Below are 13,582 nucleotides of genomic sequence, written 5' to 3' on the forward strand. Positions count from 1 at the left end.
CTGATCCGAGCCGCGACGAGCCGGCCCGAAGCCTCGGACCCGCCCGGCGCCGGTCAGTCCTCGAAGTCCTCGTCGTCGTCGCCGACGACGACGGTCCCGTAGGGCTCCATCTCGCCGGCCGGCAGCACCTCGGAGATGTGCGGCGTCAGCTTCTTCAGCAGCAGCCCCAGCTGCTCCTCGCTGAGCACGTCGCCGACCACGGTGGCGTGCGCCAGGTCGCCGATCAGCGACGCGGCCCGCGACAGGCCGGCGTCGCGATCCCAGGCCCGATAGGTGGCGGCCCGCGCGTAGCCGCGCGCGACCCGCGCGGCGCCGACGCGGTCGTGGCGCATCAGCTCCAGGTCCGCGGCGTCCAGCACCTCGCGGCGGTCCACCTCGAAGATGACGTCGGTGCGCTCCATCCCGGCGCCGATCTGGTCCACCTGCTGGCGTCCCAGGTTCGACACGGCCGTGATCAGGCCGTTGACGTGGCGGCCGTGCGGACCGAAGGCCCACCAGGCCGGCACCTCGGCGACCACCAGGAACTCCCGGGTGACGATGGCCTTGGCCCCGACCGCGCTCGACGGCGTGTAGTGCTCCGGCGCCGGCACCGCCTGCAGCTGGAACATCCGGAAGCCGCCGTCGATGCCCAGCGACAGCGTCATGTCGTCGGCGATGCCCAGGCCCGCCTGCGCCGGATCGGGATACACCAGCAGGCCCACCGGGACGTCCGACTTCGGCGACGCCTCGTCGTCGTCCATGGAGAGTGGATCGTGGTCCTGCCACGCCGAGGGGATGAACGTTGTCACGTTCCGCTCTATGGCGTCGTAGAGGTCGACCTTGTGGTGGTCCGGCCCTACGAAGCGTGTCCCGTCCATCCTCGCTATGACGTAGTAAGTCGCCACTGTTAGCTTCCCGCCCTATACGTTCGCGCTCATCAACCGCCTCGAAGCACCATCCTGCCGCAATCGGACCCCGCAGCGGGAGCGACCACTCAAAAACCCAGCGAGCGCACGGCGGTGGCGACGGCGTCCGGACGGTCCGTGGCAATCAGGTGTTTGGCATCGGCCAACTCTACGACTTCGGCACCGGGAAACAACCCCGCGAATCCGCGCTGGCGTTCGAGCCACTGCGCCGCGTATCCGCCCTCGCTCGCACCCGCGGTGCCCACCAGCACCTGCACCAGCACTTCTGGGAACGGGTGCTCGCAGCGGAGCTCCAGCAGCTCCACCGCGACGCCCCGATATGACACCAACTCGTTAGCAACGGCCCGCGCCACCCGGCTCGACCGGTACACGGCGCGGCCCGCTCCGGGGTCCGGATCCCGGCGGGTGGTGCTCGCGGCCTGATACACCAGGCGCCGCAGCGCCGGACCCAGCACCTGGTTCAGGCCGAGCAGCTGCGTGCCGCGCGAGACGGCCCGGGCCACGCCGCGGCCCGGGGTGCCGGCCGCCGGGCGGATGTCAGGCTCCACACTCGCGTCCACGAAGACGACCCCGGCGATCCGCTCGGGGTGCAGCCGGGCGAACGCCTCGGCGTGGAAGGCGCCGTAGGAATGGGCGACCACGATGACGCGCTCGTCGCCGAGGCCGACCCCGTCGAGCACCCGGCCCAGCCGCTCCGCCTCCCCGGCGAGGGTCTGCGCCGCGGGCCACCGGTCGGGTCCGGTCTGCTCCTGCGACCAGCCCAGCCCGGGCCGGTCGAAGCGGACGAGCCGGTGCCCGCCGGACAGCAGCGGCACCACCGGGTCCCATTCGAACCAGGCGCCGGCCAGCCCTTGGACGAACAGCACCACCGGCCCGGTCCCGCCGTCGCGCACCACGTGCAGCAGCGTCCCGCGATCGTCCACGAACCTCACGACCGCGCCTCCTTCCGCAGGCCCCCCGGCCATGATCGCACGGCGGCGGCGCGGGGCGGCGCAAGGCCGAGCCGGGGGCCTACTTGGCCTTGTAGTCCTCCAGCAGCCGCCGCCCGATGATCATCTTCTGGATCTCCGCGGTGCCCTCGCCGATCAGCAGCATCGGCGCTTCGCGGTACAGCCGCTCGATCTCGTACTCCTTCGAGTACCCGTAGCCGCCGTGGATCCGGAAGGAGTCCTCGACGACCTCCTTGCAGTACTCGGCGGCGAGGTACTTCGCCATCCCGGCTTCGAGGTCGTTGCGGCGGCCGGAGTCCTTGACCTTGGCCGCGCGCACCATCATCGCGTGCGCGGCCTCGACCTTGACGCCCATCTCGGCCAGCTTGAACTGGATGGCCTGGTGCTGGGCGATCGGCTTGCCGAAGGTGGTGCGCTGCTGCGCGTAGGCGGCGCCGAGCTCGAAGGCGCGGACGGCGATGCCGCAGGCCCGGGCCGCGACGTTGACCCGGCCGACCTCGACGCCGTCCATCATGTGGGCGAAGCCCTTGCCGGGCACGCCGCCGAGGATCCGGTCGGCGGGGATCCGGTAGTCGGACAGCACCAGCTCGGTGGTGTCGACGCCCTTGTAGCCCATCTTCTGGATCTTGCCGGGGACGGTCAGGCCCGGCGCGACCTCGCCGAAGCCGGCCGGCTTCTCCACCAGGAAGGTGGTCAGGTTCTTGTGCGGCGCGGCCTCGCCCAGGTCGGTGCGGGCCAGCAGGGCGACCAGGGTGGAGGAGCCGCCGTTGGTCAGCCACATCTTCTGGCCGTTGATCACGTACTCGGCGCCGTCGGCGGACGGTACGCCCTTGGTCGTGATCGCCGCGACGTCCGAGCCCAGGGCCGGCTCCGACATCGAGAAGGCGGCGCGCACCTCGCCATCGGCCATCGCCGGCAGGAAGTGCGCCTTCTGCTCGTCGGTGCCGTGCTGCTTGATCATGTAGGCGACGATGAAGTGGGTGTTCAGGATCCCGGACACCGACATCCAGCCGCGCGCGATCTCCTCGACCACCAGCGCGTAGGTCAGCAGCGACTCGCCGAGGCCGCCGTACTCCTCGGGGATCATGAGCCCGAACAGGCCCATCTCCTTCATGCCCTCGACGATCTGCGCCGGATACTCGTCGGCGTGCTCCAGGTCGTTCGCGACCGGGATGATCTCCTTGTCCACGAAGGTCCGGACCGTGGCCAGGATCTCCTGCTGGATGTCGGTGAGGCCCTCGGTCTGCGCCAGCCGCCCCATCTCAGGCCTCCGGGACTTCGAAGGAGGTGGTGCGGGCCATCCCGGCCGCGCGGCCCTTGCCCGCGACGACCAGCGCCATCTTGCGCGAGGCCTCGTCGATCATCTCGTCGCCCAGCATCGCCGAGCCCTTCTTCCCGCCGGCCTCGGAGGTGCAGTAGTCGTAGGCGTCGAGGATCAGCTCGGCGTGGTCGTAGTCCTCCTGCGAGGGCGAGTAGATCTCGTTCGCCGCCTCGACCTGCCCGGGGTGCAGCACCCACTTGCCGTCGAAGCCCAGCGCCGCCGAGCGCCCGGCGACCTCGCGGAAGGCGTCGACGTCCCGGATCTGCAGGAACGGGCCGTCGATGGCCTGGAGGTTGTGCATCCGCGCCGCCATCAGGATGCGCATCAGGATGTAGTGGTAGGGGTCCGCCGGGTAGCCCGGGATCAGCGCGCCGACCACCAGCGACTTCATGTTGATCGAGGCCATGAAGTCGGCCGGGCCGAAGATGATGGTCTCCAGCCGGGGGCTGGCCGCCGCGATCTCGTCGACGTTGACCAGGCCGGCCGCGTTCTCGATCTGGGCCTCGATCCCGATCCGCCCGACCTCGAAGCCCATCGTCTTCTCGATCTGGGTGAGCAGCAGGTCCAGCGCCTGCACCTGGGCGGCGTTCTGCACCTTGGGCAGCATGATGCAGTCCAGGTTCGGCCCGGCCCCCTCGACCACCGTCACCACGTCGCGGTAGGTCCACTCGGTGGTCCAGTCGTTGACGCGCACCACGCGGGCCTTGCCGGTCCAGTCCCCCTCGTTGAGGAACTTCACGATCGTGTGCCGGGCCTCGGGCTTGGCCAGCGGCGCGCAGGCGTCCTCCAGGTCCAGGAACACCTGGTCGGCCGGCAGGCCCTGCGCCTTCTCCAGGAAGCGCGGGTTGGAGCCGGGAACGGCCAGGCAGGAGCGGCGCGGGCGCTGGGGTCGTGCGGACTCGGACATGGGTGGGTTCCCTCCCGGGAGTGGGTACGGACCGCTTGATACAGCCGTCACGTTACTGGCGGGTCACCTAGGGCGTCATCATGACGCGCGCCACTTCCAGGCCCGGTTTTGTGGGGATCCTCCCCCGCGCTCAGTCCGCCGCGCCGCCCCGGTTCCCGGTGACCACGAGCAGCAGTCCGGCGAGGATCAGCACCGCCCCCGGAATCGCCCACACCGACGGCACCTGGTGCAGGAAGACCGCCGCGATCACCGCCGCCATCGGCACCTCCAGCAGGATGGCCGTGGAGATGACGGTGGGGCTGGTCGTCTTCACGACCCGGTTGAACAGGGTGTGCCCGAGGAACTGCGCGAGCACGGTCAGCGCGCCGATCTTCGCCCACGCGTTGCCGCTGAAGCCGACCAGCGAGGAGCCGGTGACCAGCGCGGCGCCGATCAGGAACACCGACGCGGCGCCGTAGCAGAGCAGCGCGTAGGTCGGCAGGCTCGCGGTCTTGCGCACCTCCTGGCCGATCGACATGTAGACGGCGGCGAAGGCGGCGGCGGTCAGCGCCAGCAGGTCCCCCTCGAACGCCCGCAGCGAGGCGTGGAAGTCCACCCCGGACAGCACGATCACCCCGACGAACGCCACCACGATCCCGGCCCAGGCCCGGCGCGGCACGTGGTGCCCCAGCGCCCGGGCCACCATCGCGGCGAAGATCGGCTGGGTCGCGGCGAAGGCCGTCGCCGACGCCACCGAGGACAGCTTCGCCGACGGCGTCCAGGTCGCGAAGTGCGCCCCCAGGACCAGTCCGGACACCAGCGCCAGCAGCGTGGTCCGCGCCCCCAGCCCGCGCAGCTCGGCGCGGAGCCCGCGCCTGGCCAGCACGTACGGGGCGAAGACCACGGTGGCTATGGCGTTGCGCCAGAAGGCGATCGCCATGGCCGGCGCGGCGGCGGCGGCGATCAGCGGCCCGGAGGTGCCGACGGCCGTGACCGCGACCCCGAGGACCGCCATGTCGGCCTTCGGCGGCCGGTGGACCGCGGACACCCGGACCGGGATCGCCGACGCCGCGGCCGCCCCGGCGGACGCCACACTGTCCGCGGTCACCTGTGTATTCCGGTCACGTGTAAGCCCCTGTCCCGCAACGCGCTCATGTCAGCGGCTATCAGCGTAATCGCGGACGCAAGGGAGTCACTCCCCTGCTCACCATGCGGAAGGCGGCGGCCCCGCCGCGGGGCCGCCGATCGCGGCACGTGCGGACTATGCGTGACCGGGTGGCCGACGGAGGCGATCGCGCCGCACAAGATATGAGACGCTACGGCCATGCCCGAGCAGCCCGCCGCCACCGCCGCCCCCGACGCGCCCTGGGTCCCCGAGCCGGACTTCGACGCCGCCCTGATCGAGGAGGCGGCCCGCAAGTCCGGTCTGGTCTGGCTCAGCCCGGCCGGCCTGTCCGAGGCCGCGAAGGGCCCGGAGCGCAGCGGCCCGCAGGCGGTCTGGCACGTGTGGCACGACGGCGCGGTGACGATCGTGGCCGGCGGCGCCGAGCAGCCGCTGCCGATGTGGGCGGTGCCCGGCCGGGTGGTCGAGGTCGGGATGCGCAGCAAGGACGACGGCGGCCGGGTGATCAGCTGGCTGAGCCAGGTCGAGCTGGTGGTGCCCGGCACCCCGGACTGGGGCGCGGCGGCCGCGGCCCTGCACGCCGAGCGCCTGAACCTCGCCGAGGGCGACGACCACCAGCGCCGCTGGGCCCGCGAGTCCGCGATCCTGCGCATGCGCCCGCTCGGCGGCGCGGTGGCGCCGGACGGCGGCTCCGAGGCGGCGCCGCCCCTGCCCTCGCCGGCCACCACGCTGGGCCGGATGCCGAGGATGATCGGCGGGGTGCCCAAGCCGCCGAAGCCGCCGAAGTCCCAGCAGAAGGACCGCAAGAAGAGTCGGAAGCAGGGCTTGAAGTAGGGCTTGAGGCAGGTACCGGGAGCAGAACCGGAAGCAGATACCTGGAGCAGGTCGGAAGCAAGGCCGAAGGCAAGGTCCGGAACAAGGCCCGAAGCAAGTGCGGAAGCAAGATCTGATGCGAGGCCGAAAGCAACGCCTGAAGCAAGGGCGGAAGCAGGGCCTGAGCAGCGCTTGAGCTGAGCTTGAGCAGGGCTTGAAGCTGCGACCTGGAGCAGAGCCGGAGACGGCCCCGGAGCCGGGCCGCCACCCGATCGGCAGATTCCCGGCATTCCGCCCGATACTCCGGGTATCCGCCCGGCATGAACCGTGCCGCCCTGCAAGCCGCCAACTCGAACCGCTACGAGTACGGGCGGAAACTGCGGATCGGCTTCTTCCTGTTCATGGCGCTGCTCATGCAGCTGGCCTTCGTCATCTCCTACACCGGCGCCATGCACGGCCCGCAGCGGCCGCACCGGATGCCGGTCGGGGTGGTGGCGCCGGCGCCGGTGGTCGAGGAGTTGCAGAAGACCTCCGACCAGGCCGGGCCGTTGTTCACGCTCATGCCGGAGCCGGGCGCGGCCGAGGCCGAGCACGCGGTGCAGCACCGCGACGTGCTCGGCGCCTACGTTCCGGCGACTGCCGGGACCGTCGACGAGTTGCTGGTCACCACCGCGCTCGGCCCGGCCGCGCCGCAGGCGATGCAGCTGGCGTTCACCCAGGCCGCGCAGGCCCAGCAGCACACGCTGCGGCTGCGGGACGTCGTGCCGCCGCACCGCGGGGACCCCTCGGGACTGGTGCCGTTCTACCTGGTCATCGCCTGGACCGTGGGCGGCTACCTGGCCTCGACGCTGGTCGGGCTGATGGCCGGGATGAAAAGCAGCAGCCCCGGCGTGGCGCTGGAGCGGATCGGGCTGCTGGCCGGGTACAGCGTGCTCGGCGGGATCGGCGGAACGCTGATCGTGCACACGATCATGGGCTTCCTGGGCGGCAGCTGGTGGCTCCAGGCCCTGATCGGGACGCTGGTGGTGTTCGCGGTCTCGGTGTTCGCCAACGGGCTCCAGACCTTCCTGGGGCTGATCGGGACCGGGATCGGCATCGCGATCTTCGTGATCCTCGGCAATCCCTCGGCGGCCGGTCCGTGGCCGCGGAACATGATCCCGACGTTCTGGCGGGAGATCGGGCCCTGGCTGCCGAACTTCCAGGGCACCAACGCCGTGCGCGGGGTGGCGTACTTCCACTCCCAAGGACTGGGGACCGCCATCTGGGTGCTGGCCGCCTACGCCGCGGTCGGGGTGGTGCTGTCGGTGCTCGGGGCCGGCCGGGACAACGCGGTGCTGCGGTTGAGCGAGCACTGAGCACCCGGCGGGGTCCGGCCGCGGCGGCGCGGAGCTGACACCGCGATCCAACTGCGGCGGCGAGGGGCAGCGCGCGGTTTGGCAGAATCGCGCGCATGCGCGACTTCATCCAGGGCCTGCCCAAGGCCGAGCTCCACGTCCACCACGTCGGCTCGGCGTCACCGCGCGTCGTCGCCGGCCTCGCGGCCCGCCACGAGGGCGCGACCGACGTCCCGGCCGACCCGGAGCGCCTGGCCGAGTACTTCACCTTCACCGACTTCCGGCACTTCATCGAGCTCTACCTGAACGTGGTGGACCTGATCCGGACCCCCGAGGACATCAGGGACCTGACCTACGGCGTGGCGCAGGACATGGCCGCGCAGAACATCCGGTACGCCGAGCTGACCTGCACCCCGCGCTCGCACATCCGGCGGGGCATCGACGGCATGGCGTATCTGGAGGCGATCGAGGACGCGCGGCAGTCCGCGCTCCGCGACTTCGGGCTCACCCTGAAGTGGATCTTCGACATCCCCGGAGAGGCCGGGCTGGAGGCGGCCGAGGAGACGATCGCGCTGATCGAGACCCGGCAGCCGGAGGCCCTGGTCGGCTTCGGCCTCGGCGGCCCGGAGATCGGCGTGCCCCGGCCGCAGTTCGCGCCGTACTTCGAGCGCGCCCTGGCTCTCGGGCTGCACAGCGTGCCGCACGCCGGCGAGTCGACCGGGCCGGAGACGGTCTGGGACGCGCTGCGCCACCTCAAGGCCGAGCGCATCGGCCACGGCACCTCCCTGGTCCAGGACCCGGAGCTGATCGACTACCTGGGCGAGCACCGGATCCCGATCGAGGTCTGCCCGACCTCGAACATCGCCACCGGCGTGGTCGCGGACCTGGACCAGCACCCCGTCCGCCGGATGGCCGAGGCGGGCCTGTCCATCACCGTGAACAGCGACGATCCGCCGATGTTCGGCACCGACCTGAACACCGAGTACGAGGTCGCCGCCAAGCTGCTGGCCCTGGACGAGCAGGGCGTGGCCGACCTGGCCAAGAACGCGGTCCGGTCCTCGTTCCTGGACGCCGCGGCCAAGCACCGATTGGCCGCTGAGATCGACGCCTACGCGGCGCAGGCCCGATGATCGGGAATGCCACTACCCGCATGAAAGGTTGGGATCGCACATGACGCTTGAGATTTCCGACAAGGCCCGTGCCCTGCTGGAGAAGCCGGTCCTGGTCAATCTGGCCACCGTCCGCCCCGACGGCGCCCCGCAGGTGAACCCCATGTGGTTCAAGTGGGACGGGGAGCTTCTGTGGTTCACGCACACCAGCTATCGCCAGAAGTACAAGAACATCGCCCACGAGCCCCGGGTCTCCATCGCCTTCCTCGACCCGGAGAACCCGTACGGCTACATGGAGGTCCGCGGCGTCGTCGAGACGGTCGAGGACGACCCCGAGGCCACGATGTACCAGACGCTGTCCGAGTGGTACGACGGCACCGCCGTCACCCCGGGCGACGCCGCGGACCGGGTGAAGATCGGCGTGCGGCCGACGAGGATCGTGCAGCAGTAGCGCTCCGGCGGGCAAAGGGTCCGGGCCGGGCGGCGGTGTTCCCGCCGCCCGGCCCGGACCCTTCTCCCGTTCACAGCACCCGCAGCGACTCCGCGTAGTGGCACGCCGCCTTGTGCGCGGCGTCCGCGCTCGTCGCCATCCCGCCGGGCCCGCGCCCGACCAGCGGCGGCTCCTCGGTGACGCACTTCTGCTGCTGGTCGTCGGTCAGGGTCAGGAACTTGGGGCACCGGGTGCGGAACCGGCAGCCGGACGGCGGATTGGCCGGGGAGGGCACGTCGCCCTGGAGCAGGATCCGCTCCCGGCTGCGCTCGCGCCGGGGGTCGGGGATCGGGATCGCCGAGATCAGGGCCTGGGTGTACGGGTGCTGCGGCCGGTCGAACAGGTCGTCGCGCGGGCCGATCTCGACGATCTTGCCCAGATACATGACGGCCACCCGGTCGGCGATGTGGCGGACCACCGACAGGTCGTGGGCCACGAACAGGTAGGCCAGGCCCAGCTCGTCCTGGAGCTCCTCCAGCAGGTTGATCACGCCGGCCTGGATGGACACGTCGAGCGCCGAGACCGGCTCGTCCAGGACCAGCAGCCGCGGGCGCAGGGCCAGGGCCCGGGCGATGCCGATGCGCTGGCGCTGGCCGCCGGAGAACTCGTGCGGGTAGCGGTTGCCGTGCTCGGGCTTGAGGCCGACGGTGGCCATCAGGTCCTCGACCTTCTTGCGGCCGCCGCCCCGGTCGCCGTACAGCCCGTGGATGCGCAGCGGCTCGGCGATGATCTCGTTGACCGTGATCCGCGGGTCCAGGCTGGCGAACGGGTCCTGGAACACCAGCTGCATGTCGCGGCGCAGGCGGCGCAGCTCGTTCTTGCCGATCGCGGTCAGGTCCACGCCGTCGAACAGGACCGTGCCGGAGGTCGCGGGCTGCAGGTGCAGGACCGCGCGCGAGGTCGTCGACTTGCCGCAGCCGGACTCGCCGACCAGGCCCAGGGTCTCGCCGACGGCGATGTCGAAGGAGATGTCCGAGACCGCCTGCACCACCCCGACCTGTTTGCGGATCAGGCCCGAGGAGCGGATCGGGAACTCCTTGACCAGGTTCCGGACCGACAGCAGCGGGGTGCCGCCGGCGTCCTGGACCGGGGCCGGCGCCGGGTTCGGGGTCGTGGTGCTCACTGCGCGGCTCCGCTCTGCGGGTCCTGGCCGGGGTGGGAATCGGGGTCGGGATCGGGCTTCGGGCCGGGCGGCGGAGCGGTGCCCGGAGCAGCGCCCGGACCGGCATTCGGACCAGCGCCCGAAGCAGCATTCGGACCAGCGCTCGAATCAGCGCCCGGATCAGTGCTCGGATCAGTGCTCGACGTGCTGCCCGGGTCGGAGCCCGGTCCGCCCACCGGTCCGGGGCTCGCCTCGGCGCCCGGGCCTCCCAGGGGCGGCGCGTCCGTCGCCGATCCGAGGCCCGCCGCCGCCGGACCCCCGGCGAGCGGCGCGTCCGTCGGCGCCGCGCCCGGTGCCGCGTTGGGGTCGGTGCTGAAGATGTCCATCGCGTCCGCGTGCGTCAGCAGGTCGCTGTGGTGGCAGGCGGCCTGGTGCTCGGCGCCGAGCACCGGCAGCAGCGCCGGCTCCCGGTCCAGGCAGATGTCGGTCCGCAGCGGGCACCGCGGCGCGAACGGGCAGCCCGGCGGCAGGTTCACCACCGACGGCGGGGTGCCCGGGATCGGCGTGAGCTTCTCCTGCGTCCGCTGGTCCAGCCGGGGCAGCGAGCCGAGCAGGCCGACCGTGTACGGCATCCGCGGCTGGTAGTAGATCCCGTCGATGGGCCCGATCTCCACCGGCTTGCCGGCGTACATCACCAGCACCCGGTCCGCCTGCCCGGCCACCACTCCCAGGTCGTGGGTGATCAGCACCATCGCGGCGCCGGTCTCGTGCTGGGCCGCCCGCAGCGCCTCCAGCACCTGGGCCTGCACCGTCACGTCCAGGGCGGTGGTGGGCTCGTCGGCGATGATCACGTCCGGGTCGTTGGCCATCGCGATCGCGATCACCACGCGCTGCCGCATACCGCCGGAGAACTCGTGCGGATACTGGTCGATCCGCTTGTCCGGGGACGGGATGCCGACGATCTCCAGCAGGTCCAGCGCCCGCTTGCGGGCCACCTCCTTGGAGACGTCGTTGTGCGCCAGCACCGCCTCGGACAGCTGCCAGCCGATCTTGTAGACCGGGTTCAGCGAGGTCATCGGGTCCTGGAAGATCATCGCGATCTTCTTGCCCCGGACCGAGGTCATCTCCTTCTCCGCCAGCCCGAGCAGCTCCCGGCCCCGGAAGCGCACCGAGCCGGTGGTCCGCGCGGTCTTGGGCAGCAGCCCCATCACCGCCATCGAGGTCACCGACTTGCCCGAGCCGGACTCGCCGACGATCCCCAGCACCTCGCCGGGCCGCAGGTCGTAGGACACGCCGCGCACGGCCTGCACGGGGCCGGCGTCGCTGGGGAAGGTGACGGTCAGGTCCCGGACCGACAGCACCGCCCCGCCACCGCCAGAACCAGGGGTACCGGAACCGGGAGCGCCGGAACCGGGCCCGGAGCCCGGGCCGGAGGCGGGAGAGGAGTTCTCAGCACTCATGCGCGGGCCTTCGTCTGCGTCGGGTCGAGGGCGTCGCGCAGGCCGTCGCCGATGAAGTTCACGGTCAGCGCGATGAGGATGATGAACAGGCCCGGGAAGTAGAACAGCCAGCCGCGCCCGCCGGTGGCCGCGGTCTCCCCGGCGGTGATCAGCGAGCCCAGCGAGATGTCCGGGAACTGCACGCCGAAGCCCAGATAGCTCAGCGCGGTCTCGGTCAGCACCGCGGTGGCCACCAGCAGCGTGAACAGCACGATGATCGGACCGGCCACGTTGGGCAGGATGTGCCGGAAGATGATCCGCCGGTCGCTGGCGCCCAGCGCCCGCGCGGCCTCCACGAACTCCTTCTCCCGGACCGAGAGCACCTGGCCGCGCACCACCCGGGCCGAACCGGTCCACAGCAGCGCGGCCAGCACCGCGGCCAGCAGCCACCAGTTGCTGCCGAACCGCTTGCCCAGCAGCGCGCCGACGGCCAGCGCCGGAATGGTCAGCACCAGGTCGACCAGGCGCATCATCAGGGTGTCGGTGATGCCCCGGTAGTAGCCGGAGACCGCGCCGTAGATCGAGCCGAACACGGTGGCGGTGATCGACACCGCGAAGGCGATCTTCAGCGACAGCTGGGTGCCGGCCATCACCTGGGCCATGTGGTCCGCGCCGTTGCTGTCGGTGCCGAACGGGTGCTTCAGCGAGGGCGGCACCGAGAAGTCGTCGGTGAACTTGGTCGGCTTGTAGTGCCACAGCACCGGCCCGAGGAAGGCGAACAGCACCACCAGCAGCAGGACGAACAGCGAGGCCACGGCCAGCTTGTGCTGCCGGAACCGGCGCAGCACCAGCTGCCACTGGCTGCGCGCCTCGACCGAGAACTCGTGGTCGGCGTCCGGATCGGGCCCGCCGCCGACCAGGATGTCCTCGCCGCCCGGGGTGACGGCGTCTATCATCAGGCCGGGCTGCTGGCCCTGGTCCCCGAGGAACTCGGCGTTGCGGTCCACCGGCGGCCGTCCGTCGCCCGCCGGCTCGTCGTTGACGTCCCTGGGCAAGGGGTTCTCAGGCATCGGTCATCCCTCCTACGACAGCCGGATCCGCGGGTCGAGCACCGCGTAGAGCAGGTCCGCGATCAGGTTGAAGACGATCACCAGGGTCGCCGAGATGAGCAGCCAGGCCAGCACCGCGTTGGTGTCCTGGGTCCGGATGCCGTTGAGGAACATCGTCCCGAGGCCCTGCCACTGGAAGATCTGCTCGGTGATCACCGTGCCGCCCATGATGGCCGCGACGTCCAGGGTGACCTGGGTGGTCATCGGGATCAGCGCGGTGCGCAGGCCGTGCCGGACCATGACCCGGCGCGGTGACAGGCCCTTGGCCCGGGCCAGCCGCATGTAGTCGCTGTTCAGCACGTCCAGCATCGAGGCCCGCTGGAACCGGGCCCAGGTGGCGTAGGAGCTCAGCGCCAGCGTGATGGTGGGCAGCACCAGGAACCCGGCCCAGGAGCCGATGCCGCCCCACTCGCCGCCGGGCGGCCCCAGGGTCTTGATGTTGGTGCCCAGGGAGTTGTTGATGTTGGTGGCCCAGATCTTCAGCAGGATCGCGAACCAGAACACCGGCAGCGACAGGAAGAAGAAGCCGACCAGGGTCCCGACGTAGTCCACGACGCTGTACTGCTTCACCGCGGTGATCACACCGACGATCACCGCCAGGATCAGCGCGATGATGATCGCGCAGATCACCAGCCGGAAGGTGACCCAGGTGCGGCGGCCCAGCTCCTCGTTGATGTTGAACGCCGACCCCTGCACCGACGGCCCGAAGTCGCCGTGCAGCACACCCTTGATCCAGTTCCAGTACTGGGTCAGCAGCGGCTGGTCCAGGCCCAGTTCGTGCTCCCGGGCCGCGATCTGGGCCGGCGAGGGCGGCGGGTTCTTGGACTTGAAGTCGCCCAGCGGGTCCGCGCCCCAGGCCACCAGCATGAAGACCAGGAACGTGGACAGGATCAGGATGGGGATGGACACCAGCAGGCGGCGGATGGTGAAGGCGAGCATGTCGGGCCTTCTTCGTCAGGGGTGGACACCGGGCGGGCCGTCGGGGCCCGGGACGGCCGGCC

Annotated in this window: 12 protein-coding genes and 1 pseudogene; 4 read left to right on the forward strand and 9 right to left on the reverse strand. The window is 71.2% G+C overall.

Translation table 11 applies throughout. The features are described 5' to 3' along the window. Positions 1–53 precede the first annotated feature (53 nt). The 5 genes from ABD481_RS17545 to ABD481_RS17565 form a co-directional block, all read right to left on the reverse strand. Complete coding sequence (locus ABD481_RS17545) at positions 54–857, reverse strand: hypothetical protein (RefSeq protein WP_344666744.1); 804 nt, start codon at positions 855–857, stop codon at positions 54–56. 116 nt (positions 858–973) lie between these two features. Then, positions 974–1,837 carry an alpha/beta fold hydrolase gene (locus ABD481_RS17550; protein ID WP_344666745.1) on the reverse strand — a complete coding sequence of 288 codons (864 nt, stop codon included), beginning with the start codon at positions 1,835–1,837 and terminating at the stop codon, positions 974–976. A gap of 79 nt (positions 1,838–1,916) precedes the next feature. After that, positions 1,917–3,116 carry an acyl-CoA dehydrogenase family protein gene (locus ABD481_RS17555; RefSeq protein WP_344666746.1) on the reverse strand — a complete coding sequence of 400 codons (1,200 nt, stop codon included), beginning with the start codon at positions 3,114–3,116 and terminating at the stop codon, positions 1,917–1,919. 1 nt (position 3,117) lies between these two features. Beyond that, positions 3,118–4,083: an HpcH/HpaI aldolase/citrate lyase family protein gene (locus ABD481_RS17560; RefSeq protein ID WP_344666747.1), complete on the reverse strand. Its 966-nt coding sequence runs from the start codon at positions 4,081–4,083 to the stop codon at positions 3,118–3,120. A gap of 130 nt (positions 4,084–4,213) precedes the next feature. Then, positions 4,214–5,170, reverse strand: coding sequence for a DMT family transporter (locus ABD481_RS17565; RefSeq protein WP_344666748.1), 957 nt, complete (start codon positions 5,168–5,170; stop codon positions 4,214–4,216). A gap of 216 nt (positions 5,171–5,386) precedes the next feature. On the opposite strand from ABD481_RS17565, the gene ABD481_RS17570 reads away from it, so the two are divergent. The 4 genes from ABD481_RS17570 (at position 5,387) to ABD481_RS17585 (ending at position 8,892) form a co-directional block, all read left to right on the forward strand. Beyond that, positions 5,387–6,019: a hypothetical protein gene (locus ABD481_RS17570; protein ID WP_344666749.1), complete on the forward strand. Its 633-nt coding sequence runs from the start codon at positions 5,387–5,389 to the stop codon at positions 6,017–6,019. Between the two features lie 299 nt (positions 6,020–6,318). Further along, positions 6,319–7,353, forward strand: coding sequence for a DUF3533 domain-containing protein (locus tag ABD481_RS17575; protein ID WP_344666750.1), 1,035 nt, complete (start codon positions 6,319–6,321; stop codon positions 7,351–7,353). A 95-nt stretch (positions 7,354–7,448) separates the two neighbouring features. Then, entirely contained in the window at positions 7,449–8,462 is a 1,014-nt protein-coding gene (locus tag ABD481_RS17580) for an adenosine deaminase (RefSeq protein WP_344666751.1), read from the forward strand. Positions 8,463–8,502: 40 nt separating this feature from the next. Continuing rightward, the gene (locus ABD481_RS17585) at positions 8,503–8,892 is read left to right on the forward strand and encodes a PPOX class F420-dependent oxidoreductase (protein WP_344666752.1); all 390 of its coding nucleotides are present in this window, start codon (positions 8,503–8,505) and stop codon (positions 8,890–8,892) included. A 70-nt stretch (positions 8,893–8,962) separates the two neighbouring features. Here ABD481_RS17585 and ABD481_RS17590 read toward each other — a convergent pair whose 3' ends face one another. The 4 genes and pseudogenes from ABD481_RS17590 to ABD481_RS17605 form a co-directional block, all read right to left on the reverse strand. Then, positions 8,963–10,054 carry an ABC transporter ATP-binding protein gene (locus ABD481_RS17590; RefSeq protein WP_344666753.1) on the reverse strand — a complete coding sequence of 364 codons (1,092 nt, stop codon included), beginning with the start codon at positions 10,052–10,054 and terminating at the stop codon, positions 8,963–8,965. 350 nt (positions 10,055–10,404) lie between these two features. Continuing rightward, a pseudogene (locus ABD481_RS17595) lies at positions 10,405–11,493 on the reverse strand (ABC transporter ATP-binding protein); the annotation flags it as partial. Further along, complete coding sequence (locus tag ABD481_RS17600; protein ID WP_425559207.1) at positions 11,490–12,428, reverse strand: ABC transporter permease; 939 nt, start codon at positions 12,426–12,428, stop codon at positions 11,490–11,492. The pseudogene ABD481_RS17595 and the gene ABD481_RS17600, both read right to left, overlap by 4 nt. Positions 12,429–12,554: 126 nt before the next feature. After that, a complete protein-coding gene (locus ABD481_RS17605; RefSeq protein ID WP_344666755.1) occupies positions 12,555–13,520 on the reverse strand; it encodes an ABC transporter permease in 966 nt (321 codons plus the stop codon). Positions 13,521–13,582 lie beyond the last annotated feature (62 nt).

The organism is Catenulispora yoronensis (genome assembly GCF_039531695.1).
Taxonomy (GTDB): Bacteria; Actinomycetota; Actinomycetes; order Streptomycetales; family Catenulisporaceae; genus Catenulispora; species Catenulispora yoronensis.